The organism is Devosia sp. MC521 (assembly GCF_014127105.1).
GTDB lineage: Bacteria > Pseudomonadota > Alphaproteobacteria > Rhizobiales > Devosiaceae > Devosia.
In genome coordinates this window covers 2,381,313-2,405,567 of the sequence record NZ_CP059902.1, presented here as the reverse complement: position 1 = coordinate 2,405,567, position 24,255 = coordinate 2,381,313, and the positions used below count along the sequence as shown (strand labels likewise).

Here is a 24,255-nt window from a genome sequence, read left to right as displayed (position 1 = left end):
ATGCGCAAGTGTCATGGCTTGTGTGTGATCTGTGCCTGACAAAGAGCATTCCCAGTTTAGCCGAGCAGGCGTATAGCGCTGCCAATACTCTGGGACAATTTTTCGATGTTTGGCATAGACTCGAGTTTTCTGTCATCGCTCCTGCAAGTAATTTTTATCGATCTCGTCCTCGCTGGTGATAACGCGGTGGTCATTGGTTTGGCCGCGGCCGGGCTAGCCTCCGACCTGCGTCGTAAAGCAATTCTCATCGGTATTCTGGCCGCTACGGGACTGCGCATTATCTTCGCGTTGATCACCATCGAGCTTCTCTCTCTGGGCGGAGGCTTGCTCGTTGCTGGGGGCGCGCTGCTGTTCTGGGTTTGCTGGAAAATGTACCGCGAACTTAGTGTTTCTCATCAGGATGAAGTGGAGGCGCATGAAGCCCTCGACAACGCTGATATCAATGCTGACGGACGTGTTGCCGGCAAGGCGCCAAAGAAAACCCTTCGGCAGGCGGTGACCCAGATCGTTATCGCCGACGTGTCCATGTCGCTGGACAATGTTTTGGCGGTAGCCGGCGCAGCGCAACATCACATCGAAGCAATGGTCTTTGGTCTGGCGCTGTCTGTAGTGCTCATGGGCGTCGCGGCGTCTTTTATTGCGCGCCTCCTGCACAAGTTCCGCTGGATCGCTTGGGTTGGTCTACTCATCATTCTCTTTGTCGCCGTTCGGATGTTGCTCGAGGGCGTTGGTAGCTTTGTTGCTATCCCGGAAATTCCGTTCCTCTACACGCCGCATGTGGCGGCTGCACATTAAGAGTTGCGAAACGATAGTGAAAAGCTCTCTGGGCTTTCACTGGCGCAGTAGGAATTTAAACATGTGAGCGTTTTATCTTCCGGATGTTGAATGCCGTCCGGAAGATGTTTTTATGTCCGCTGCAGTTAGTTCTGTTGATCGCGTCGAGATGTTGCGTCCGAGCGGCGCGCTTCGGGCGGATACTATCGAGCTGACACGTCGGCTGGTCGGTGCCGATGATTGGGATGCGATCATTTCGGGGTTCGACACGGTCTGTCAGGAGCAGATCTTTGCCTTTGCGCAAATGCGCTGGCCCTCCGTCATTCTGGAGCCCAATCTGTTTTACGTCGGCAATGTGCCGGTTGGTGGTGTGCTGATCATGATTCAGCGCTTGCCTGGTGGGCTATCCTCTATCGCCATTGCCAAGTGGGCGCCGATGATCGCTGACACCCAGCATCCAGAAGCTGATGCAATTTATAGCGCTATGGTGGCAGCGCTGAAGGCCGAATATGCCGATAAGCGCGGGATGTTGGTGTCGATCCTTCCCCATGCCAGCACCGATCCGCACAATGCTGATTATGCTGCACTGCGCGGGGCAGGGTTCAAGCGCGGCTATGCGCTCACCTATCCCGATCGCTATCTCGTCAAATTGCAACTCTCAGAGGGTGAGCTGCGCGCTAGCTTTGATCAAACCTGGCGGCGCCAACTGAACAAGTCTGAGAAAAACAATCTGCGCTTTGAACCCGCTCCGCCCGAACAGCTTGGCGCGTTCAAGTCGCTCTATGCCGCTATGTCAGAGCGTAAGTTGTTCCCCGATTTTTCTGCTTTTGACACGCTGGATAAGCTCTTTGCGCTCGATCCTGCGCTGCGCCCGGCGCTGTTCTATGTCTACGAGGGTGACACGCTCGTAGCGGGCGCGGTCATTTTTAAAGCTGGCAAGCGCGCCGTTTATCTCTATGGCGCGACGAATGCTGCGGCGCTGCCTTTGCGCGCGGGCTATTTCCTCCACTTCCACATCATCCAATGGCTCAGCCAGAACACAGATGCCGATTGGTATGATCTCGGCGGGACCGATGGCTTCCTCGGCCTCCATCAATTCAAAAAAGGCATGGTGGGGTCGCGTGGCGTCATTACCCCGGTTCCTCCTGTGGTCAATTATGCCTCCAACCCTCTGGCCTATGCTTTGGGAGTTGGGGCCTTGAGCGCCCGGGAGATGCTTCATCGCCTGCGCCGCACCCTCAGTCGCGCCAACCGCAATATTGCCCAGTCCGATCAACCATTACCGCCCTTGGATCGACAGTTTTCATGAGTTTTGTCGGACGGCTCGCGTCGCAGTCGAGCATTATTTTTGCCAGTCGCCTTGCGGGGGCAGGGCTCACCTTTATCGTCCAGGCGCTGATTGCCCGCGCATGGGGCGCAGCGATCCTTGCGGACTATATGCTCGCTATTGCAGCGGTAAATCTGATCGCCTGCTTTATGCCCTTAGGCTTTCAGACCATCGGCACTTACTTCGTTGCCGAATATGCGGCCAAGCGCGAAACCGGAAAACTCGTCGCCTTTATCAAGCGCGCTTATGCCCATGTCGCGATCTGCTTCGGCGTTGTTCTGGTGCTGGCGCTTTTGGGGCAGGGCGCGCTGCATCTGCCCATCGTCATTCTGGCCTGTGCCACTGCGGTCAACTACATCAGTGGTGCTGTGCTCGTGGGCCTCAAGCGCCCCTATGCGGGCTATTTCGCCGATAGTCTTTTCCGCCCGATGATGGTGGTTGCCACTTTCCTCGTTTGTCTCACCTTCATCGAGCAACCGACCGAAGGCTTCACCACCTTGCTGTGGGCCATTGCGTTCGGTTTTCTGGCGATTGCCGCACTGCAGTTCGCCTATGTTCTTGCGATCCTGCGCAAGCTTCCCATTGCGCTTGAGCCCTCACAGCCCGAAACCCGCCGTTGGTGGCGCTTTGCCCTACCTTGGGTGATCATTGGTCTAGCCACCGATTTCTTCTTCGACATCGACCTTCTGCTGCTCTCGACCCAGCTGAGCAAAGAGGATCTGGCGATCTTTGGCGTCGTCAGCCGGATTTTCGTTCTGGTGTCTTTCGGCGTCGCTGCGGTCTATGCCGTCATTCTCCCCGAAATCTTCGAGCGCGAGGCCAATGCCGATCGGGCTGGCTTCTTGCGTAAAGTGGGGGAGGCCAATCTTGCTGCCAGCCTTGCGGCGCTGGTGATGCTGGTCGGGGTCATCATTTTTGGCCCCTTGGCGCTTTCAATCTTTGGTGAAGGTTTTGGCGCTGGCCTGTGGCCCTTGGTCTTGCTGTCGCTGGCCTTGCTGGTGCGCTCGCTCTTGGGGCCGGCCGCCATGGTGCTGTCGATCTATGATCACCCTTGGGCCAGCATTCCTGCCGTCATCATCGGCCTATCGGCGCTCGTCTTGGGCAATCTGGCCCTCGTGCCCGCCTATGGCCTCGTCGGCGCGGCCGTTTCGGCGTGCCTCGCCATTAGCCTATGGTCGCTGGTGCTCTGGCTCATCGCTTGGCGCGTCGCCAAGGTCGATGTCTCCATTCGCCAATATTTCGCGCGCTAGCCGCCGACCAACTGCCTGATCTGTTTCTTGAGACGGCCCAAACGCCCCATATAGCCACTGTCATAAGGCCCATCTTGGCGCGTGTAGAACTTTTCGATGACGAGATAGTCCTCGCCGAATATGTGCTTTTCCAGCAGCGCCGTTTCCCGATAGCCGTAGCGTTTGAGCAAAGCGCGCGCCACGGCATTGTCAGGCCGCACATAGGTATAGGCCTTGTGAAACCGGCCATTGTCCCAATGCTCGTCGAAGGCCCGCATGCCAAACATGCCCAGCTTGGTTTGCCGTGCCTGTGGGAATACCCAGGACCAATAGCGGAAGACTGCGCCGCATTCAGGACCTGAAACCATCGCGCCACCCGGCACACCGTCGCTACACATGATCATGATGTGCCACGGGTCAATCGCGAGCAAATTGCGGAGGAAGGTTTTGTCCAGCCGCGCCGCCTCATGGGCTTTGAAACGCTCTGAATAATGGGGTGACTCGTGGATCACCGCAGCCAACTGCCGATGCACGAGGCCGATATCTGCGGGCGTCGCCGCCCGTACTGTCATCTCTGCCATGAGCCCCCTCAATGGACGCGCTTCTTGGTGCGTTTCGCCACACTAACAGGTTAGCTGTTAATGGGTTCTCACCTGCCATTTCGGCAAGCCCCCATGCTGGTGTAAGACGGTCAGCGACTCCCACGGTACTTGCCGCATAGTTGCGGTGTCAGGTAGAACAGTTGTGGGAGAGACGAAGGGAGGATGCCTATGAGCGAACAGCTCGTATTCCAGCCAAGCGCTGAAGCACTCGCGCACACCCACACCAAGCAGGACCAATACCAGGCCGACTATCGTCGTTCGGTAGAAGACCCCGATGGTTTTTGGGCAGACCAGGCCAAGCGGCTGGATTGGGTAAGCTTCCCCAAGACAATCAAGAACACCACATTTGCCTATCCGGATGTCTCGATCAAATGGTTCGAAGACGGTGTCCTGAACGTTGCTGCCAACTGCATTGATCGGCACCTTGCCGAGCGTGGCGATGACGTTGCGATTATCTGGGAGCCGGACAATCCGGCCGACGAAGCACTACATATCACCTACCGCACGCTGCATGAGAAAGTCTGCCGCTGCGCAAACGTCCTCAAGAAGCTGGGCGTCAAAAAGGGTGATCGCGTCACCATTTACCTGCCAATGATTCCAGAGGCGGCCTATGCCATGCTCGCTTGCGCGCGCATCGGTGCGGTTCACTCTGTTGTGTTTGGCGGGTTCTCGCCGGATTCGCTGGCTGGCCGCATCAATGACTGCGATTCATCGCTGGTCATCACCGCTGACGAAGGCCGTCGCGGTGGCAAGACTGTTCCCCTCAAGGCGAACGTCGATGCTGCCCTGCAGAATTGCCCCGGCGTGTCCAAGGTTCTCGTTGTCGAGAATACGGGCGGCACTGTCGACATGAAGGGCGCGCGCGACGTCTGGTGGCATGAAGCCGCCGCTGGCGTTGAACCCTTCCATGACCCAGAGCCAATGAATGCGGAAGATCCGCTGTTCATCCTCTACACCTCTGGTTCAACCGGCAAGCCAAAGGGCGTGCTGCACACCTCTGGCGGCTATCTCACCTATGCCTCGCTGACCCATGAGCGCAGCTTCGATTATCGTCGTGGCGAAGTGTTCTGGTGCACGGCAGACGTGGGTTGGATCACTGGCCACAGCTACATCGTCTATGGCCCGCTCGCCAATGGCGCGACCACGGTCATGTTCGAAGGCATTCCATCTTGGCCAGACTCCAGCCGTTTCTGGCAGGTGGTTGAGCGTCATAACGTCAACATCTTCCACACCGCACCAACCGCCATTCGCGCGCTTATGGGTGCTGGTTCTGAATATGCTGATAAGCATGACATGCCTTCGCTGCGCCTTCTCGGCACTGTTGGTGAACCGATCAATCCAGAAGCATGGATGTGGTATCGCAAGCACATCGGTAAGGACCGCTGCGGCATCGTTGATGCGTGGTGGCAGACCGAGACCGGTGGCCATATGATTGCCCCGTTCCCGGGTGCAACACCGACCAAGCCGGGCTCGGCCACCGTGCCATTCTATGGTGTTCAGCCGGTTGTGCTCTCGCCAGAAGGCAAGCTGCAGGATCAGACCAAGGGCGAAGGCGTTCTTGCCATCAAGGATTCTTGGCCGGGGCAGGCGCGCACCATTTGGGGCGATCATGGTCGCTTCGTTTCGACCTATTTCGAAACCTACAAGGGCTATTACTTCACGGGCGACGGCTGCCGTCGCGATGAAGACGGCTACTATTGGATCACCGGTCGCGTCGACGACGTTCTCAACGTCTCGGGTCACCGCCTCGGCACCGCCGAAGTGGAAAGCGCTCTGGTCGCCCATCCAAAGGTATCCGAGGCCGCTGTCGTTGGCTTCCCACACGACATCAAGGGGCAGGGCATTTATTGCTATGTCACGCTGATGGCTGGTGAGAGTTCCAGTGACGAGTTGCGCGCTGAACTGCGCAATTGGGTTCGTAAGGAAATCGGTCCGATCGCGTCGCCAGACTATATTCAGTGGGCTCCTGGCCTGCCGAAGACCCGTTCGGGCAAGATCATGCGCCGTATCCTGCGCAAGGTCGCCGAAAATGACTTTGGCGCATTGGGCGATACCTCGACCCTAGCAGATCCGGCAGTGGTGGATGATCTCATCGCCAACCGCCAGAACAAGGTCTAAAACGAAAAAAAACGGGCGGCGACCCTGCGGTCTCCGCCCGAAAAGTATGATGGTTGTCGGATGAAAGGTTGAACATCCGGCATTGCGTCCACCTGGGGCCATTATCGCGCTTTGGTGCTGGCTCTGCACCTAAAAAATGCATTTTCACCACGCTATGGACATTTTTGACGGTCCATTTGCTCCTCTGCGCGTAACCAGGTGATTGCTTTGCTTCGAACTTTTGCGTTTATCGCTGTGCTTTTGGGTTCGGTCTCCGCCGCCGCAGCTGCCAGCCTTGCCGAAAAGGCGGGGCAAATGGTCGTGGTGGGCTTTGAAGGCACTTCCCCCAAGTCCAAGGGCGTTGTCGCCGTTACCGAGCAATTGGCCGAAGGGGCAATTGGCGGGGTCATGTTCTTGAAAAAGAATGTCTCCAGCCTTGCCGGCGTCGCCGAATTGAACGCCAGTTTTCGCGCTGCGTCTCCAGACTTAAAGCCCTTTATCACCCTCGACCAAGAGGGCGGGTCGGTAGAACGCCTGACCAAAGATGTTGGGTTTAAAGAAATCCCCAATGCGGCCCGGATTGCAGCGGTCAACTCGGTTGAGCAAGCCGAGATGATCTATGCCGAAATGGCGCGCGGCATTGCCGACGTCGGTTTCTCGGTCAATTTCGGCCCTGTGGCAGACCTCAATACCAATCTCAACAATCAGATCATCGCCAAGTTTGGCCGTGCTTATTCGGCAGATCCTGCGGTGGTGGCAGCCTATGACAGTGCCTTTATCCAAGCGCATCATGAGGCGGGCCTGGTGACTGCACTCAAGCATTTCCCCGGACACGGCTCGTCTACCGCCGATAGTCACGAAGGCTATGTCGACATCACCAAAACCTGGTCTGATGCCGAGCTTGAGCCTTATCGTCTCATGCAGGCGGATGGCTTGATGGACATGGTGATGGTCGGGCACCTCTATCACGCGGATTATTCCGACGCCGGGGATAAAACCCCGTCCTCTTTGTCCCGGCAGTGGATCGATGGCGTGCTCCGCAATGACATTGGCTTTGACGGCGTGGTCATCACTGACGATCTCGAAATGGGTGCAATCCGCGATCACTACACGCTCGAACAGACCGTGACGCGCGCTGTCCGCGCTGGTGTGGACGTACTTCTGTTTTCCAACACGGCCGAATATCGACCAGGACTGGGGAAAGAAATCCGCGACATCCTCGTTTCCGAGGCGGAACGCGACCCAGAATTTGCAAAAAATATTGACCAGAGTTACCAACGCATCCTCGCGTTGAAGTCGCGTATCCGTTGAGCTGGCGATTTAATTCTGACTTGCCTGCTTTTGCGTATTCAGCGATAGCGACCAGCGATAGTATAAGTTCTGCTTGAAACGAGGGCGCCTGGCTTATGGCCGAAGATCGTCAAACCCGACATGTCCGGGCGCTATTTCTGTCCGACGTGCATCTCGGCATGAAACCGATCCGCATCAAGCAATTGATCGACTTCTTGCGCGCCCACGATGCCGATATGATTTATCTGGTCGGCGACATTGTCGATGGCTGGCGCTTGGGCAAGCAGTGGCACTGGCCTGAAGAATACAATCAGCTGGTACAGATCATTCTCGACAAGGCCAAGGCTGGCGCGCGCGTCGTCTACTTGCCGGGCAATCACGACGAATTTTTGCGCGAATATCTCGGCACCTATTTCGGTGAAATCGAGCTGGTCGAGCGCACGATCCACACCTCCGCCACCGGAAAAACCTATCTCGTTATTCACGGTGATCAGTTCGACGTGGTGGTGATGAACGCCAAATGGCTCGCGCATGTCGGCGACTGGGCCTACAACGCAGCCCTGCGCGTCAACGGCGCCATCAATTGGGTTCGCCGTCGCCTTGGTTTGCAATACTGGTCACTCAGTGCATGGGCCAAGCAGCGCGTGAAAAACGCCGTTTCCGTCATCGGGCGGTTTGAGGAAGCCCTTGTCCATGAGGCCAAGGAAACTGGTGTCGATGGCGTCATCTGCGGCCATATTCACCTCGCTGACATGCACGACCGCTTGGGCATTCAATACATCAACACCGGCGATTGGGTCGAAAGCTGCACAGCCGTCGTTGAAAATCATTCCGGCGAGTTTGAGCTTATCCGCTGGACGGAGATGACAGCGACGACAGGTCGAAAACGCACCTAAGCGACTGAACTCTATCAATTTTTGGCGACCTCTGACTTCACCTCGTAAAATCTCCTTGCGTCAATTGAACTTCCGGCTCATGTAGGGTTTTGGGGGCGCGGTTTTGCGCCGGAGTTCAAGTTTCATGCAGTCGTTGGCTTCGCGCTGGGATACTCCCGAGCTGCGCGCGACAATCTATCAGTTCACCGTCTATTTTCCCGGTGGCGTTGCTTCTGTCTTCTTAGGCATCTGGCTCTTTGAGAACGGCATTCAGGCCGAGCAAATTGGCTTTATCAATGCCTTGCCGACCCTGTTGCTGCTCATCCTCAACGTTGTCGTTGGACGCATTGCTGATAAGGCCGATGACTGGCGGACGGCGCTGATAGGTCTATCCATCGTCTCGGCCTTGGTTGCCTTGCCGCTCTTCTACGTCTCTGAATTCTGGGGCATTTTGTTCGTCTGGGCCCTGTGTGCCTCGAGCAATGGCCTCGTTCCCCCGGTGATCGATGCTGCCACTGTGCGCATGACCCGCCGTAACGGCACAGACTTCGGCGTCATTCGCGCCTGGGCGACCGTTGGCTATGTCGCTTCTGCCATTATCATGGGGTCTGCTCTGAGCACTTGGGGCGCAGAGGCCTTCGTCTATCTCTATGTCGCTGTGGTCGTCGCGCGTGCGCTTCTGGCATTCCTACTCCCGCGTTTTCGCGCCCCAGAGCCGCAGCTCACTGTTGCCGCCGTCACAGCCGATCAGAACGCACCCAGCCGCCTCAAAGACTCGCTCAAGCTTTGGTTTGTTCTGCCACTTGTCGCCTTTGCTCTCGTCAATGGGGGCAATGCGATCATGGGTGGCTTTGCCTCGCTTCTCTGGCACGAGAACGGTATTGGCAGCTATCACATCGGCCCCTTGCTGGCGGTGTCAGCAGCAGCTGAAGCAACCTTGATGTTTGGCTGGCGAAAATTCGGCGGCCGGTTCACGGCGCGCAATATGATCATGGTGTCGGCAATCGCTGGGCTCGTGCGCTTCGCCATCATGGCCTTCAGCCCGCCTGTTTGGCTGCTCTATGTCGCGCAGTGCTTGCACGCCTTGAGCTTTGGTCTGGGCTATTTTGGCATGGTCCACTTCATCGCCAATTGGACCCGCGAAGAGAACGCCGCTGAAGCGCAGGGCTTTTCCAACATGCTCACGCAGGCTGCCGCGATGGTGGGTCTGATCGTCTTCGGCGCGCTCATGGAGCCGTTGGGTAGTTTCGCGTTCTTCTACTCAGTCGTCGCCTGCGCCCTAGCGGTGATCTGCGTTCTGATTTCGCTCAAACTAAAACCCCCAAAATCCCTCTGAGCCACTTTTAACTCTCCCCACCTCTTTTTACCTCTCCCCCACGGGGAGAGGTCGCCCCACTTGGGGCGGGTGAGGGGGCCTTCCATCAGCCTCTTGGCCCGGCCCCTTCACTTAACCCCGCACTCCCCAGATCTTGTATTCTCCTCCCAGAGATAGTGCTTCTGCCTGCCCATAGGACAGTCGCGCCTCCGCCCCCCAAAAAACCACCAATTGCTCTGCATCGCCAACACGTTGCCACTCCGCCGTGGCCCCAAAAAGCCACGCCCGGGCCTCGCCTGACGCCCAAAAGTGCTAGCACCGGGCCACAGATGTGCCAAAAAAAGCCCCGGATCTCTCCGGGGCTTTTTCATCTCGATTATGTGTTGTTTTACGCGAGGCGGCCGCTGGCGTGAGCGAGGGTCGTGTAAACCTTGCCGCGATCCGAAAGCAGATACTCGCGGGTTTCGGCAGCTGGGTTATTGCCCGAGGCGGCACGCTTCAGCAGCGCTTCAAACTCGGTCATATAGGCCTGTGCTGTGCGCGCGAAGTCTGGCTCGCGCTGGATGCGACGGCGCACTTCGTCATAGGTGCCTTGGCCGGTCAGCGAATAGATGCGGCGGGTGAAAACATTCGATTCACCAGACTGATAGCGTGCCCAAGCTTCCGCCAGTGCATTCTCATCAATCGCACGGGCGATCTCTTCAGTCAGGCCCGAAAGGCCCTGAGGAGCAATGCCACCGGCTTGCTTGGCCGAGGCGTTACGCAGCACGTCGCGGAGCCAACCGCCGTCCCGTGGAGGACCGGCTTCGGCAACGGCGGCCGCGGCAACTTCTGCCGCAGTTGGCAGAGCCGCTTGTGGCTGTGGCTGCGGACGCGGTGCAACACGGGCTGGTGCTGGCTGCGGCTCGACCGGCTGGGTACGGATCGGGTCAACCAAGGTCGCCTGAGCCGGTTCCGGACGGTAAACTTCGCGGGCAGGTTCTGGCTGACGCTGCGTAAAGCTCGGTGCTTCTGGCTGGCGTGGGGCAGGGCGGTTCGGCGCGCGGCGCTCAGCGACGTCGTGGCTCGCTGGCTGCGAACGGACGATGGCATTGAGTTCGCTGAGCGCTTCGATCTGCTCGGCCACGACGCGGCGCATTGCGGCGGCGCTGGCGCGGGTTTCTTCCGGTAGATCGTTGACGCTGCGAGCCAATTCGGCGCGGGTCGCTTCCAGTTCGCCACCCACTTCGCGGGCAGTTTCGCGCATTGCACGAGCGGTTTCGTTGAAGCGCTGGGTGGCTTCGTCGATTGCGCGCTGCATCTCAACCATCATGCGCTGCTGCGCTTCCTGCAGAACTTCGCTTGCACGGCGGCTTTCGGTATCGGCGACCGAATGGAATTCACCAAGCTTGCCGGTCACGTCGCCAGTGGTTTCGTCCAGAGCGCGGCGCAGCTGGCCGGCATTGGTCGAAATGGCGTTGCGAACCGAAGCGGTAGAGTCCGAAATTGTGTCGGCGAGCGAGCTCGTGGTCGTGGTCAGAACGTCGGTTACGCTGCCAGCAGTTGTGGCGAGTACATCGCTGACTTTGTTGGCATTTTCGTCGAGAGCAGCGTTGACCTGGTTGGCCTGTTCGGACAGCGCCAGACGCACTTGGCTCTGGGTCTGGTGCAGAACATTTGCTGCTGCATCTGCGGCGCGCTGAACGGCCTGATCAACCTGCGAAACATTGCTGTTCAGGGTCGAAGTGAAGCGTTCGTTGGTCGTGTAGAGCGCGTTGGCGACGTTTTCGCTGTTCTGTTCCAGAGCCTCTGTGAGGGTCTGGGTGGTGTTCGCCAGCACATCGGTGACGGTGTGTGTGGTCGCGTTGAGGGCTTCGTCCATGGCGCGGCGCGCACCGATCAGGCGGCGTTCCGTGTCGTTGACGGTGTCGGCAATGCTCTGTGCAAAAACGCGCATACGGCCGTCGATGTCGTCGGCACGCGACGCAAAGCTTTGCGCGAGGGAGTCCATTGCCTCGCGGCGCTGTTCGAGATTTTCCAGTGCAGTGGTGCTGGAGCTGTCGAGGGCGTGCGCGGCCATGTTGAGGCCAACGGCCTCGTGGTCGAGACGGCCGAGGATCGAGCCAAACTCTTGGACCATCGACTGAATTGTCGTCTGGAGGGCGCCAACGTGCTGGGCAACCATCGTGCCAGCCTGTTCGGTCTGGCCCATGGCTTCGCGCATGGTGCTGGAGTAGTTCGCGGTCTGCTGCGCCACGCTGGTTTCGAGGCTCGCCAGATTTGCGGTCGAAGCGTCGAGGACGCGCTGCAGCAGGAGATTGGAGTCGTTGAGCTTGTTGAGGGCAGTGCTCACGTCGCTCAGGATGCGACCTGTCGAGTTTGCCATCAGCTGCTCAGCCTGTGTGCTGTTCTCAGTGAGAGCATCACGCAGGATATTGCCGTGGTTCGCCAACGCGTTGTGTAGCAGGCCGGTCTTTTCGGTGACCAACTGAGCGAAGGTCGAAGTGTGCACTTCCACCGAGCGATTGATGTCGGTGAGGCGAGTTTCGATTGCTTCGGCAGCATCCACTGCCTTCACGCTGACCAGTTGATCGATATTGGTTGCGGCCAGACGGATCTGGTCGAGTGCAGAGCGGACAGCGGAGTCCATGCGGGTCGCTGTGTTCTCGACATTGTCCGAAATCGCGTGAGCCGCCGCAGTGATGCGGGTCGCGATGGTTTCTTCGATACGGTCAGCGCCCGCTTCGAGGTCCGCCATGGACTGGGTGATCGAGGTGCTGATGGTCGCGTTGAGGGCAGCCAGGCGTTCTGCGGTAATGTCTGCACGCGCAGTGATTGCCTCGGGCAGGGTGCCAAGGCGCTCATCGACCATGTCAGAGATGGCCTGACGGGCGGAGTTAACACCGTGTTCGATGAGCTCAGCCGCCTGACGGGCGCTTTCGCCGACAGTGATGCTGGCGCTTTCGATGCTCGCTGCTACGCCGCGTTCTGCGTCGGCGATGCGAACGATGGCAGCATCGAGGCCGCTTTCGAGACCATTGTTGACTTCTGTGACCTTAGTGGTGACCGTCTGCGACATTTCTTCGAGACGTTCCGACATGGTGTCGGTTGCCTGACGCAGAGCATTTTCAATGCTGCCACGGGCATTTGCACCATGCTGATCAAGGGTCGACGCCAGCTCTGCGGTATGCAGGCCGATGGTTTCGCCAATCGAGGCTGTGTGGGTTGCGAGCGTGTCGGAGAGCGACTGGGTACGGGTGCCGAGAGCTTCGTTGAGTTGCAGGGTACGCGTGTGAACTGCGTTGGCCAGCTCGTAGGTGCGTTCGTCGAGGTTCGACACAAGAGTGCCGGTGCGCTCGTCGATTTGACCAGCGAGGTCGCGGGTGCGGGTTTCGAATTCGAGCGAGAGCGCGTTGGTGCGTTCCGACAGTGTGGCGCTGAGGTCTTGCGAGCGCGCGGTGATCGTGTCGGCAAGGGCTTCGGCGCGACCATCGAAGGCCTGCGAGAGGTTGTCGGTGCGCTCGGTGAGTGTTGCCGCCAGTTCCTGGGTGCGCGCCGAAATGGTGCTTGCCAACTCGTCGGCACGGCCATCGAAGGCCTGCGATAGGTTCTGCGTGCTGTCGGCCAGAGTGGCCGCCAGTTCCTGGGTGCGCGCCGAAATGGTGCTTGCCAGCTCGTCGGCACGGCCATCGAAAGCCTGAGAAAGGTTCTGCGTGCTGTCGGCCAATGTTGCCGCCAGTTCCTGCGTACGCGAAGAAATGGTGGTGGAGAATTCGTCGGCGCGGCCGGAGAAGGTTTCGTTCAACTCCGAAGCGCGAGCGGCAAGGGTGTTGTTGAGCTCTGCCGAGCGCAGCGCCATGTTCTGGTCAATGTCGCCAGCGTGGGTGGCGAGGCTTGCCGCAATCTCCGCTGCACGATGGGCGAGGTTCTGTTCGAGTGTCTGGCTACGCGCCGACAGTGTCGAAGTGAGCTCTGCCGAGCGTGTTGCAAAGCTCTGATCAAGTTCAGAGCCGCGCTCAGCCAAGGTAGTTGCGATTTCGGCAGAACGGAGCGCAAGGTTCTGATCAAGCTCAGCATTGCGTTCGGCCAGAGTGGAAGCAATTTCAGCCGCACGCGCTGCAAGATTGAGATCAAGCATAGAGCCGCGTTCTGTCAGGTTCGACGCGATTTCGCTCGAGCGCGCTGCCAGGTTCTGGTCGATTTCAGCTGCGCGGACAGTCAGTGTCGACGCAATTTCAGCGGAGCGAACGGCTAGGCTCTGGTCGATGGACGACGCGTGAGTTCCCAGAGCATTGTTGAGGTATTCGCTACGCGCTGTGAGCGTTTCGTCGAGGCCCTGCGTATGAATAGTGAGGGTTTCGTCGAGCTGACGGGTCTGGTTCTCCAAGGTGTCGGAGAGACGCTGGGTACGACCGGCGATAGCCTGATCGAACGCCTGGGTGCTCGTGACGATGGTCTCGCCCAGTTCCTGCGAACGAAGGTGAATGGCTTCGCTGACTTCGACGGTGCGGTTCGCGAGGACTTCGCCGAGTTCGTCGGTCTGAGCCTTAATGGTCTGACCAACTTCGGTAGCACGGTTGATCAGCATCTCATTGAGCTGACCAGTGCGAGCGTCAAGCGTATCGGCAATCAGCGTCGCCTGGCCGTCGAGTACATCGGCGATCGCTTCTGCGCGCTTGGTCAAGTGGTCAGCAACAAACTGTGTCTTGGCGCCAAGGGTTTCGCTCAGTTCGCGTGTGCGTTCCGAAACGATGTCGTTGAAACGGCCGGACTCTGCGTTGAGGGCCATTTCCAGCACGTTTGCGCGCGCAGCAAAATTGGTGCCCTGTTCGCCCAGACGCGCAACAAGCTGCTCGCCACGTTCGCCGATAACATCGTCCAATGCCTTGAGCTTATCATCCAGCGCACCGGTGATTTCGGTGAGGCGGTTGTCGAAGTCCTGCAAGGAATCGCGACCAGCCGACGAAACGGTCAGGCGCGCGCGCTCCGAGGTATCATCCAGCGCGCCGTTAATTTCGATAATGGCCGACTGCAAGCGGCTATCGAGGGCGTTGAGCTGGATCGAGACAGATTCATCAAGCTGGCGCGAGAGCGTTGCCAGAAGCAGTTCGGCTTCGGTCGAACGACCGGAAATATCGCCCGACACCTGTGCGCCAATAGCGGCGAGGGCGGCGCTGACTTCTTCGCCACGAATGCGCAGCTGTTCGAGGAGCGAGCTGCCACCGTCGGTGAGCAAGTTCGACAGCGCTTCTGTGCGCAGGTCAAGTTCAGAGGCAAGGTTGGTGGTGCGTGCTTCGATCAGGCCGGCAATATTCTTCGTGCGGTCTTCAAAAGCACCGGTGAGCACGTCCGCGCGTTCGGCGATGTGCTGAGTGCGCGCGTCGATCGTCGCGGAGATGGACTGCTGATGGGCGTCAAGTGCTTGGCTGAGCAGCGCGATGCGGTCTTCAACGCCAGAATTGAGGTTCAGCGCACGTGCATCGAGAGCCTTAGCCATCTCTGCGGTTTTTTCGTCGAACCCACTCTCAAGGCGGCGCGAGCTGTCGTTCAGTGCGCCAAGGAAATCCGTCGTGCGGTTTTCGAGGAGGTGGACGAACTGGTCCGCATGGTCGTTGAAGCCAGTGTTGAGCGTGTTGCCCGCTGTTTCCAGCGCGCGGGTGAGGTTGCCGCCGCTATCGACGATAGAGCCCGAAATACGCTGGCTGATCATGTCGAGATCGAAGACCAGACCGGTATGGCTTTCGGTGATTGCTTCGCGGACACGTTCGGTGTTGGTCAGCACGCTTTCGCGCTGGCTGGCGAGTTCGGCAATCAGCGCACGCATGCGCGATTCGTTGTCAGAATAGGTACGTTCGAGGGCGGTGACTTCGTTGTGAATCATCACTTCGAGTTCGCCAGCACGCGAGAGCGCACGTTCAAGACCATCGCCAAGCGCGTTGACTTCGCGTCGAACGGCCTGGCCAACCGAAGCGACCTTATCGGCGGCGGTAATTTCTGGTTCGGCCAAGCGCATAGCGGCTTGGGTGATGGAGGATGCAGCATTGCGAAGGTCTGCGGCGCGACGGAAGAGTGTGGCTACGGCGAAGAAACCCACGATCGGCAGAACAACGATGGCCAGCAGTGCTACGAATTCGACCGATCCCATGAACTGGCCGAAGTTGGACATCTGCGGCGCGAAACGCAGCCAAGCAGCGGTGCCACATGCGAGCAGCCAAACGAGGGAGAGACCGAGAGCGAGGTAGGTCGGAGTGTTTGAAGAACGACTCTGCAAGCTATAGAGAAGCTTGGAAGTTGAGATGCGGTCGTCGTTGGCGACAACGCCAGCTTGCTGCGCGATTTTATCGGCGGCGCGCAAACGTTCCGAACGGGCTGGGGCCGTAGGCTTCTTTTCCGAAGTAGGCTCGGCGCCTTCCTCGAAATCGAACACCGAATCCTTAAGCGCATCCTCGACGGCCGAAAAAGCCAGTGCGGCCGGATCGTTCTGGGGTGTCGTGTTCTTCGCCATACTCTTTACAACTCTCGCGTCGGCACTGCAGCAACACGGCGGATTTTGGGAGTTGTTATCGCGTTCAAGCCCTTAGCAAGCTCAACGCCACAACGGGACAATGCGATGCAAATGCCCCAGATTGTCCCCCAAACCCTCGCCGCCGCGCGCTGGTTAAAGCGCATACTTACATTCAATTTTAAGCAAACCCACCGCTTTCTTGCTCAAAGGTTAATTTTTGAGTGAAAAACGTTAACCTTTTGATCGTTTGAGCAAGGCAAAGCTGTGGCTTAATTCCCTGTTCATGGGCGTTGCGTAAGTTGTTCACAGGGTATTTGCCGATTTCGATCGGTTCTAGGAGTGCGACTATGGCTCAGTGGGCAGTCAACGAGAACGAGCTAGAGAACAATGAGGCGCTGTCGAAGCGTCCCATTGACCGCGCTCATTTGGCCAAGCAGTGCCTGGGTGATCCCAACCTAGAACGCGAAATTTTGCGTCTCTTTGATACGACCATCAAAAACTATTACGAACGCCTGCGTCTGGCGGCGGACTACGACGGCATGGCCATGAATTTGCATGCGATCAAGGGAGCCTCTGCAGGGGTGGGTGCGTTTGAAGTGACAGAACTCGCGCGCCAGCTTGAACGCGATTTGCAGGGCATGCGCCCGCTCACCACCGAACAGCTCGATGATTTGGGCATGGCGGTAGAAGAAGTGCGTGCGACAATCGCTGACATTCTGAGCGAAGCAGAGTAAGCCGAGAACCAAGGAGGCACTGTGATGGATCTCGATGTTGCTACAACAAAAGGGGCCTGTCACTGCGGTGCAGTTCAATTCACGGTAAAGCTGACGGACGGTTTGCGCACGGCACGGCGTTGCACATGCTCGTTCTGCCGCATGCGTGGGGCCGTGGCGGTGTCGGCTGATCCCGGCGGGATCAGCATCACGGAGGGCGAAGACAAGCTCACGCTCTATCAATTCAATACCAACACGGCCAAGCACTACTTCTGCTCGGTTTGTGGCATCTATACCTTCCACGTTCGCCGCTCCGTTGCCGGGCAATATGGCGTGAACGTCGCCTGTCTTGAGGGCATTAGCCCTTACGATTTTCATGATGTGCCGCTCATGGATGGGGTGCACCATACTTCTGATGGGTTTGCCCTGCGCAAGCTTGGTACGCTCAAGTTTGTTCCAGAATGAATTGGAACAGGCGAGACACTGCGTCCGTTTGACCAAACACCTCTGTCAAACTATACAGCGCACCCATATGTAAGGCCGGGTCGCTCGGCTCTTTCTGCCAGCGCCAACACATTCAGCAGTATCGATGACCATTGCCACCGCTGCCGCGGCACCAGCCCGGCCCACCAACGAACCGTTCCGTCTTCGCCGTACCTTTGCGATCATCTCGCACCCTGACGCCGGTAAGACGACCCTCACCGAACGCCTGCTGGCAGCAGCAGGCGCAATTCAGTCTGCCGGCCTTGTTCGCGGCAAGTCGGGCGTGCGCGCCACGCGCTCGGACTGGATGGAAATGGAGCAGCAGCGCGGCATTTCCATCACCTCCTCGGTGATGACCTTTGACTATGACGGGCTGACGCTCAACCTGCTCGATACGCCGGGCCACTCGGACTTCTCGGAAGACACCTACCGCACGCTGACCGCCGTTGACGCGGCCATCATGGTCATCGACGCCGCCAAGGGTATCGAAAGCCAGACGCTCAAACTGTTTGAAGTCTGCCGTCTGCGCGACATTCCGATCATCACCTTCATCAATAAGGTGGACCGCGAAGGTCATGCCCCGCTTGAACTGATCGACGAAATTCAAGGCAAGCTGGCGCTGGATTTGACGCCTGTGCTCTGGCCAATCGGGCAGGGCGTGGATTTCACCGGCTATATCGATCTGATCGAAAAGCGCGTTGTTGATCCTAAGGGCAAGACCATCGTCGAGTTCGAGAGCCTCGAAGATCTTCTGGACGTCGAAGCATTGGCGAACAATCCAGTCTTCATGACGGCCCTTGAAACTTTGGAAATGGCGCAAGCCATGCTCCCAGAGTTTGATCTCGAAACTTTCCACGCTGGCCATTTGAGTCCAGTGCTGTTCGGCTCTGCGCTCAAGGGTGTTTCCGTTGCTGAACTGCTGCGGACCCTCGGCGAGTGGGGCCCTGAACCTCGTCCACAACCAGCATTGCCCGCGCCAATCGACCCTGCCGACAAGAAGGTCACTGGGTTTGTCTTCAAGGTGCAGGCGAATATGGACGCGAACCATCGCGACCGTATTGCTTTCGTGCGTCTGTGCTCGGGCACGTTCGAGCGCGGCATGCGTCTCAAGAACGTCCGTACCGGCAAAGATATGGCCGTGTCGAACCCGATGTTCTTCTTTGGTAACAACCGTGAACTCGCCGAAGAGGCTGTTGCGGGTGATATCGTCGGTATCCCAAACCACGGCACCTTGTCCGTGGGTGATACGCTCACCGAAGGCGCGAATATCAACGTCACCGGCATCCCGAACTTTGCGCCGGAAATCATTCGTCGCGTTCGTTTGACCGACGCGATGAAGACCAAGCAGATGGCTAAGGCTCTCTCGGACCTGTCCGAAGAAGGCGTCACGCAAGTCTTCCGCCGCATGGTAGGCGCAGACTGGATCGTCGGCGTCGTTGGTCAGCTGCAGCTTGAAGTTTTGGCGTCGCGCGTTGCTAAGGAATACAACGTCCCAATCACCTTTGAATCCATGGGTTATGAAGTTGCCCGTTGGGTCGAATGTGATGACGCTGAGGAACTCAAGCGCTTCATCGCCGCGCAGAAGGTCAACATGGCCGAAGATCGCGCTGAATCCCCTGTCTTTCTTGCTCAGAACGCCTGGTGGGCTGACCGCGCGAAGCAGGACTGGCCCAAGATCCGCTTCCTCACCACGAAGGAACGGCATTGAGCGCGTCCGACCGCATCGCTGAGTTTGTAGCTGCTGTTCGCGATACATTCGCGGACGGTACGCTGCTGAAACTGAAGCTTGCTGGCTACCACGGTGCTTCAACCGATCTGAAATCGGTTGAAGCCCGCAAGGTGGTCATCAAGGCCGGCGAGCGTTTGAGCTTGGTCTACCGCTACAAAACCCGCGACATCACCAAAAACCTCGCTTTGGCAGAAGCTGAAGCGTTTTTGTCGGCGGGTCTGGCGAACGACTATCGAAGCGCCAAGCTTGAAACAGTTGCGTTCGACCTTAGCTTCGAGCGTCAAAAGGACGAAGTTCGCCTCAAGCGTCGCGACGTGAAGGGTAGAGAAGCTGCCCCCGCTACGCACGACCGGGCGAAGAACCGGCCACTGGCAGATACGTCTTCTGTTTGGCTGAAGGAACTCGGCATTACAGGTGCTGATGGCAAGGTTCTGTCGGCGTCCCAAGACAAGTTCCGCCAGATCAACAAGATGGTCGAAATCTTTGCGCCGCTGATTCAACAGATTGGCGCAACCGAGCCCACCATTATGGATATGGGCGCGGGGAAGGGCTATTTGGATTTCGCCTTGGCCGACTATTTCAAGCGTGAGAGCCTAAAGGCCAAGATAGTGGGCGTAGAGATGCGTCCCGCCTTGGTCGAGAGCGGCAATGCCCTGGCCGCAAAGTCTGGCTTTGCGAGCCTCAGCTTCGCGTCCGGCATGATCCTTGATTTCGACACGAGCGGCGCTGATGCCATAATCGCGCTCCACGCCTGCGATACAGCCACCGACGACGCAATCTTTAAGGGCATTACATCAGGCGCGAGCCTGATTGCGGTTGCGCCGTGCTGCCATAAGCAGATCCGTCGCTCGATGGAGCAGGGGCAAGCCGATGAACGCCTCGACTTCCTGCTGCGCCACGGCACGTTCCTTGAAAAGCAGGCCGAGATGGTGACGGACGGTCTACGCGCACTCATTCTTGAAGTGCACGGCTATCGCACCAAGGTGTTCGAATTCATATCTGATGCACATACGCCCAAGAACAATCTCATCGTCGCGCAAAAGGGACAGGCGATGTCTCGCGAAGCCGCGCTTGACCGGATTGCTTCAGTCAAGGCTATGTTTGGGATAGAAAAGCATTACCTCGAAGGCCTTATGGGTCTTTGATCGTCTGGAAGGCCCCTTAATGACCAAGATTACCTATGTCACCGCTCAGGGTGAACGTATCGAAACTGTTGGCGAAAACGGCTCCACCGTCATGGAAACGGCGATCATGAACGCTGTTCCGGGCATCGTCGCCGAATGCGGTGGTGCGTGCACTTGCGCGACTTGCCACGTTTATATCGACGCTGCATGGCGCGACACGGTCGGTGGTCCATCGTCGATGGAAGAAGACATGCTCGACTTCGCCTTCGACGTTCGTGACGAAAGCCGCTTGTCATGCCAGATCAAGGTGCGTGGCGAGCTCGATGGTCTTGTCGTTCACGTACCGAGCCGCCAGGGCTGAGGGTTTGATTTTCAAGTTTGAAGGGGCCGCAGCAATGCGGTCCCTTTTTTGTTGGCCATTCTGCTTTCACGCAGAAGCGTTCCTCTCTCCGCGTCAGCCGTCGCAACGGACCGCACACCACTCACCGCCCGTCATCTTCTGACTTGCAGAATTATCCGGCCTGACGCGGACCGTGCAATTCGGAGAATATTTCTCTCCAAACGTGTCGCTATACGCAAATTGCTCGACCAAAACTTGCGCCGCTCGTCAGCAAAAAATTCTCTCTGGCGATCCGGGAAAGATTTATTTGGCGAGAAGTGGCCTGCATGGTGATGCTCTTTCCAAGTCACGCGTCTGAAGAGGAAAATAAAAGCTATCGAATTTCAAGCCATTGTTGCGCTTGATGAAATTAGATTAGGTTCCAGCATCTATTGTTTGGAAACCAAATGGGCAGTCTCAACACATTTCCGTTGAGTTTTAAGGTCAAGGGTAAGCGCATCATCATCGTCGGCGGTAACGATGAAGCCCTTAATAAGGTCCGGTTGGTTAGTAAGACGACAGCTTCGGTAGAGATTTACTCCCAGACTGTCGAAACTGACTTCTCCGCCTTTCCTGTGGCCATCATCCCCCGCGCGATCACTGCAGACGACGTTGTCGGCACAAGCCTCGTATTCGTCGCAGAAAAAAGTGACGCGGCAGAGTTGGCGAAAGCGACAGCACGTCGCCTCGGCATTCCGCTTAATGTGGTCGACGTTCCAGCCGAATGTGATTTCTATACGCCCTCAATCGTGGATCGTGCGCCACTGACCGTGGCGATCTCCACTGAGGGCGATGCTCCCGTTCTCGCGCGTCTCGTCCGCGCGCAAATCGAAGCCATGCTGTCGCCCAGCGTCGGCAAGATCGCTGGCCTTGCGGGTAAGATGCGCCACGCGGTCGAGAGCCTGATCCACGAGGGGCCGAAGCGTCGTCGGTATTACGAAGAGCTTGTCAGTTCACCCGCCGTCGCTCGTGCCGTCGAAGCGGGCGCAGGAGACGCCGCAGCCAATGATCTCCTTCAGCAGCACGCGAATGCTGGCCGCAGCGATGGCGTCGTCTGGTTGATCGGTGCGGGCCCGGGTTCTGAAGACCTCCTTACCCTGCGCGCCCAGCGATTGCTTCAATCCGCTGATGTGATTGTTCACGATCAACTCGTCCCCGCAGCCGTGGTGGAGATGGGCCGCCGCGATGCCGAACAGATTTGCGTTGGCAAGGCGCGGGGACACCATTCCTTTAGTCAGGCTCAGATCAATACCCTCATAGTGCGTCTCGCCTCAGAGGGCAAAAAGGTCGCCCGGCTCAAGTCTGGGGACCCGATGATCTTTGGCCGTGCGGGCGAAGAGATCGCGGCTTTGCGTAAGGCGGGCGTTGCTTACGACATCGTTCCGGGCGTCAGTGCAGCTCTTGCCGCTGCCGCAGATACGGCAACGCCAGTCACTCTGCGCGGCGTGTCGACGGGCTTTGTCGTTGCGACGGCGCACGGCGCGGACGACACAGATTTGAACCATTGGGCGGCGCTGGCGCAGTCGGGGCTGACGGTCGCGCTTTACATGGGCAAAGCCATCGCCGCCGAAACGGCCGCGCGACTGGTTTCGCATGGGGCAGGTTTTGATCTTCCTGTCGGCATTGTCGTCAATGCGGGCAGGGCGGATCGGACATTCTATTCTGGCACGCTTGGTGCCTTGGCAGAGGGCGCAGTCGAATTTGTCGATGGACCCGCCGTCATTCTGATTGGACGGGCTGTCGCCCACGGTGATTGGGCGCAAGCGGCCTCGGCGGCTGCTGAGAGTTTTAAGGTAGCGTGACTATGGAAATTCTAACCGGCAACGAGCTGATCTCGGGCGCCGCAGTTTATCTCGATGGACATGGCGTTTGGGTCGAGGACCTGCAGTCCGCGCGCCTTTACGCCAAGGACGAGGCCGTTGCTCGCGATGAGGCGCTGGCAGCCAGCAAGGCCACCGGCCGTGTGGTCAGTCTCGAAATTGAAGAAGTAGAGCAGGTCGATGGGGTGATTGTGCCCAAGCGTCTGCGCGAACGCATCAGGGCGGCGGGCCCCACCGCTCCCCTCTCTTTGAACGGGCAGGCATACGAACGCCAGCACTTGGGTGAAGACGGGCATGTATCGATACGATGAATTTGACGCGGCTTTCGTTGCAGGCCGCACTGCGCAATTTGCTGATCAGGTGAAGCGTCGTCTTTCCGGCGAGCTGAGCGAAGACCAGTTCCGTCCGCTTCGTCTGATGAACGGGCTCTACCTGCAGCTGCACGCCTATATGCTGCGTGTGGCCGTGCCTTATGGCACGCTCAGTTCGCGCCAGATGCGGAAACTGGCTCATATCGCCCGCACATATGACCGGGGCTATGGCCATTTTACCACGCGCCAGAACATTCAATACAATTGGCCAAAGCTGAGCGATATCCCCGCGGTGTTGGAAGAGCTGGCGAGCGTTGAGATGCACGCCATTCAAACCTCGGGCAATTGCATTCGCAACGTCACTACAGACCAGTTCGCTGGCGCTGCCGCCGATGAAATCATCGACCCGCGCCCGATAGCTGAAATCCTGCGCCAGTGGTCGAGCCTCCACCCGGAGTTCTCATACCTCCCACGAAAATTCAAAATCGCAATCACCGGCTCGCCCAATGATCGCGCCGCCATTCGTTTCCATGACATTGGCCTTCAGGCTGCCGTCAACGGCGCGGGTGAGATCGGCTGGGAAGTTTGGGTTGGTGGTGGCCTCGGTCGCACGCCGATGATCGCCAAGCTCCTCAACAGCTTCGTTCCAAACGAGCATTTGCTGGCTTATCTCGAAAGCATCATGCGGGTGTATAACCGCTATGGCCGCCGCGATAACAAGTACAAAGCCCGCATCAAGATCCTCGTCCACGAAGAAGGGCTGGAAAGCATTAAGGGGCAGGTCGAGGCCGAGTTCGCCGAAGTGCGTGGTGGCGTTCTCACCCTTCCGCAGGAAGAGGTTGATCGTATCTCGGCCTATTTCGCTCCGCCTGCGTTTGCCGACCGTTCTGGCGACAGTGTTGACATCGCCTATCAGTCGATCATCGATCCGGCCTATGGCCGTTGGCTCGACAATAATCTGCATCCGCACGTACAGTCGGGCTATGCCTCGGTGACGATCTCGCTCAAGCCAGTAGGCGGCGCGCCGGGCGATGCCACCGATGCGCAGATGGATGTTGTGGCGGATCTCGCCGAACGCTATTCCTATGATGAGCTGCGCGTCACCCACGAGCAAAACCTCGTGCTCCCGCATGTCGCCATCGCCGATCTGCGCGCGGTGTTTGATGTGCTCGTCGCCCATGATTTGGCTGAGGGCAATAACAACCTCATCACCGACATGATCTGCTGCCCGGGCCTCGATTTCTGCGCGCTTGCCAATGCCCGCTCGATCCCGATCGCACAGGAAATCTCCCGCAAATTTGCCGATCCGGTTCGCCAAAAGGAAATCGGCGACCTCAAGATCAAGATATCGGGCTGCATTAACGCTTGTGGTCACCACCACGTTGGTCACATCGGTCTCTTGGGCGTCGAAAAGAAGGGCGGCGAGCTCTATCAGATTACGCTCGGCGGCGACGCCACCGAAAGCGCGTCTGTGGGCAAGATCATCGGGCCCGGCTTTGAAGCCGAAGAGGTGCCGAACGCGATTGAAAAGCTTGTAGATTTCTACATCAGCCAGCGTCAGGGCGAAGAAGAAACCTTTCTCGTAGCCTATCGCCGCTTGGGCGAAGCCCCCTTCAAGGAGGCGCTCTATGGCTGATCTTACTTCTCTATACCTCTCCCTTTGGGGGAGCGGTCGGCGCGCAGAGACGGGTGAGGGGGCCTCT

General features: G+C 58.1%; 17 protein-coding genes. 15 read left to right on the top strand and 2 right to left on the bottom strand.

The genetic code is table 11. From position 1 onward, the window contains the following. Nucleotides 1-105: 105 nt before the first annotated feature. The 3 genes from H4N61_RS11510 (at nt 106) to H4N61_RS11500 (ending at nt 3,351) form a co-directional block, all read left to right on the top strand. A complete protein-coding gene (locus tag H4N61_RS11510; RefSeq protein WP_182394071.1) occupies nt 106-795 on the top strand; it encodes a YjbE family putative metal transport protein in 690 nt (229 codons plus the stop codon). A gap of 112 nt (nt 796-907) precedes the next feature. After that, on the top strand, nt 908-2,083 hold the full coding sequence (locus tag H4N61_RS11505) for a peptidoglycan bridge formation glycyltransferase FemA/FemB family protein (protein WP_169195207.1): 1,176 nt from the start codon (nt 908-910) through the stop codon (nt 2,081-2,083). Next, nucleotides 2,080-3,351, top strand: a complete 1,272-nt coding sequence (locus H4N61_RS11500; protein WP_182394070.1) for an oligosaccharide flippase family protein — start codon at nt 2,080-2,082, stop codon at nt 3,349-3,351. The genes H4N61_RS11505 and H4N61_RS11500 overlap by 4 nt, the downstream gene beginning before the upstream one ends. Here the strand turns inward: H4N61_RS11500 and H4N61_RS11495 are convergent. Then, nucleotides 3,348-3,911 carry a hypothetical protein gene (locus H4N61_RS11495; protein WP_182394069.1) on the bottom strand — a complete coding sequence of 188 codons (564 nt, stop codon included), beginning with the start codon at nt 3,909-3,911 and terminating at the stop codon, nt 3,348-3,350. The two genes, H4N61_RS11500 and H4N61_RS11495, sit on opposite strands and share 4 nt — an antisense overlap. 189 nt (nt 3,912-4,100) lie before the next feature. Between H4N61_RS11495 and acs the strand changes: the two genes are divergently transcribed. The 4 genes from acs to H4N61_RS11475 all read left to right on the top strand — a co-directional run bounded on the left by acs (nt 4,101) and on the right by H4N61_RS11475 (nt 9,530). Next, on the top strand, nt 4,101-6,050 hold the full coding sequence (gene acs, locus H4N61_RS11490; RefSeq protein ID WP_169195210.1) for an acetate--CoA ligase: 1,950 nt from the start codon (nt 4,101-4,103) through the stop codon (nt 6,048-6,050). A gap of 207 nt (nt 6,051-6,257) precedes the next feature. Next, nucleotides 6,258-7,340, top strand: coding sequence for a glycoside hydrolase family 3 protein (locus H4N61_RS11485; RefSeq protein WP_169195211.1), 1,083 nt, complete (start codon nt 6,258-6,260; stop codon nt 7,338-7,340). A 95-nt stretch (nt 7,341-7,435) separates the two neighbouring features. Continuing rightward, nucleotides 7,436-8,215, top strand: a complete 780-nt coding sequence (locus tag H4N61_RS11480; protein WP_169195212.1) for a UDP-2,3-diacylglucosamine diphosphatase — start codon at nt 7,436-7,438, stop codon at nt 8,213-8,215. A gap of 124 nt (nt 8,216-8,339) precedes the next feature. Beyond that, a complete protein-coding gene (locus tag H4N61_RS11475) occupies nt 8,340-9,530 on the top strand; it encodes an MFS transporter (RefSeq protein ID WP_169195213.1) in 1,191 nt (396 codons plus the stop codon). A gap of 367 nt (nt 9,531-9,897) precedes the next feature. Here H4N61_RS11475 and H4N61_RS11470 read toward each other — a convergent pair whose 3' ends face one another. Next, a complete protein-coding gene (locus tag H4N61_RS11470) occupies nt 9,898-15,993 on the bottom strand; it encodes a hypothetical protein (protein ID WP_182394068.1) in 6,096 nt (2,031 codons plus the stop codon). Nucleotides 15,994-16,340: 347 nt separating this feature from the next. Here H4N61_RS11470 and H4N61_RS11465 point away from each other — a divergent pair, with 347 nt between their 5' ends. The 8 genes from H4N61_RS11465 to H4N61_RS11430 all read left to right on the top strand — a co-directional run bounded on the left by H4N61_RS11465 (nt 16,341) and on the right by H4N61_RS11430 (nt 24,188). After that, complete coding sequence (locus H4N61_RS11465) at nt 16,341-16,727, top strand: Hpt domain-containing protein (RefSeq protein WP_182394067.1); 387 nt, start codon at nt 16,341-16,343, stop codon at nt 16,725-16,727. A 24-nt stretch (nt 16,728-16,751) separates the two neighbouring features. Further along, nucleotides 16,752-17,171, top strand: a complete 420-nt coding sequence (locus H4N61_RS11460) for a GFA family protein (RefSeq protein WP_169195216.1) — start codon at nt 16,752-16,754, stop codon at nt 17,169-17,171. Between the two features lie 124 nt (nt 17,172-17,295). Further along, nucleotides 17,296-18,897 (top strand): peptide chain release factor 3, encoded by a 1,602-nt coding sequence (locus H4N61_RS11455; RefSeq protein ID WP_169195217.1) that lies wholly within the window; start codon nt 17,296-17,298, stop codon nt 18,895-18,897. Continuing rightward, nucleotides 18,894-20,063 (top strand): SAM-dependent methyltransferase, encoded by a 1,170-nt coding sequence (locus H4N61_RS11450; protein WP_169195218.1) that lies wholly within the window; start codon nt 18,894-18,896, stop codon nt 20,061-20,063. The genes H4N61_RS11455 and H4N61_RS11450 overlap by 4 nt, the downstream gene beginning before the upstream one ends. A 19-nt stretch (nt 20,064-20,082) precedes the next feature. Then, complete coding sequence (locus tag H4N61_RS11445; protein WP_169195219.1) at nt 20,083-20,403, top strand: 2Fe-2S iron-sulfur cluster-binding protein; 321 nt, start codon at nt 20,083-20,085, stop codon at nt 20,401-20,403. Nucleotides 20,404-20,828: 425 nt separating this feature from the next. Then, nucleotides 20,829-22,223: a siroheme synthase CysG gene (gene cysG, locus H4N61_RS11440; RefSeq protein WP_169195220.1), complete on the top strand. Its 1,395-nt coding sequence runs from the start codon at nt 20,829-20,831 to the stop codon at nt 22,221-22,223. A gap of 2 nt (nt 22,224-22,225) precedes the next feature. Continuing rightward, nucleotides 22,226-22,552, top strand: a complete 327-nt coding sequence (locus tag H4N61_RS11435; protein WP_210257056.1) for a DUF2849 domain-containing protein — start codon at nt 22,226-22,228, stop codon at nt 22,550-22,552. Further along, on the top strand, nt 22,536-24,188 hold the full coding sequence (locus H4N61_RS11430; protein WP_182394066.1) for a nitrite/sulfite reductase: 1,653 nt from the start codon (nt 22,536-22,538) through the stop codon (nt 24,186-24,188). The genes H4N61_RS11435 and H4N61_RS11430 overlap by 17 nt, the downstream gene beginning before the upstream one ends. The last annotated feature ends 67 nt before the right edge of the window (nt 24,189-24,255 follow it).

What these genes read in the sequence shown, in the direction of transcription:
- H4N61_RS11510 (WP_182394071.1), top strand. Translation starts at nt 106, where the DNA reads ATGTTTGGCATAGACTCGAGTTTTCTGTCATCGCTCCTGCAAGTAATT.
- H4N61_RS11505 (WP_169195207.1), top strand. Translation starts at nt 908, where the DNA reads ATGTCCGCTGCAGTTAGTTCTGTTGATCGCGTCGAGATGTTGCGTCCG.
- H4N61_RS11500 (WP_182394070.1), top strand. Translation starts at nt 2,080, where the DNA reads ATGAGTTTTGTCGGACGGCTCGCGTCGCAGTCGAGCATTATTTTTGCC.
- H4N61_RS11495 (WP_182394069.1), bottom strand. Translation starts at nt 3,911, where the DNA reads ATGGCAGAGATGACAGTACGGGCGGCGACGCCCGCAGATATCGGCCTC.
- acs (WP_169195210.1), top strand. Translation starts at nt 4,101, where the DNA reads ATGAGCGAACAGCTCGTATTCCAGCCAAGCGCTGAAGCACTCGCGCAC.
- H4N61_RS11480 (WP_169195212.1), top strand. Translation starts at nt 7,436, where the DNA reads ATGGCCGAAGATCGTCAAACCCGACATGTCCGGGCGCTATTTCTGTCC.
- H4N61_RS11475 (WP_169195213.1), top strand. Translation starts at nt 8,340, where the DNA reads ATGCAGTCGTTGGCTTCGCGCTGGGATACTCCCGAGCTGCGCGCGACA.
- H4N61_RS11470 (WP_182394068.1), bottom strand. Translation starts at nt 15,993, where the DNA reads ATGGCGAAGAACACGACACCCCAGAACGATCCGGCCGCACTGGCTTTT.
- H4N61_RS11465 (WP_182394067.1), top strand. Translation starts at nt 16,341, where the DNA reads ATGGCTCAGTGGGCAGTCAACGAGAACGAGCTAGAGAACAATGAGGCG.
- H4N61_RS11460 (WP_169195216.1), top strand. Translation starts at nt 16,752, where the DNA reads ATGGATCTCGATGTTGCTACAACAAAAGGGGCCTGTCACTGCGGTGCA.
- H4N61_RS11455 (WP_169195217.1), top strand. Translation starts at nt 17,296, where the DNA reads ATGACCATTGCCACCGCTGCCGCGGCACCAGCCCGGCCCACCAACGAA.
- H4N61_RS11445 (WP_169195219.1), top strand. Translation starts at nt 20,083, where the DNA reads ATGACCAAGATTACCTATGTCACCGCTCAGGGTGAACGTATCGAAACT.
- cysG (WP_169195220.1), top strand. Translation starts at nt 20,829, where the DNA reads ATGGGCAGTCTCAACACATTTCCGTTGAGTTTTAAGGTCAAGGGTAAG.
- H4N61_RS11435 (WP_210257056.1), top strand. Translation starts at nt 22,226, where the DNA reads ATGGAAATTCTAACCGGCAACGAGCTGATCTCGGGCGCCGCAGTTTAT.
- H4N61_RS11430 (WP_182394066.1), top strand. Translation starts at nt 22,536, where the DNA reads ATGTATCGATACGATGAATTTGACGCGGCTTTCGTTGCAGGCCGCACT.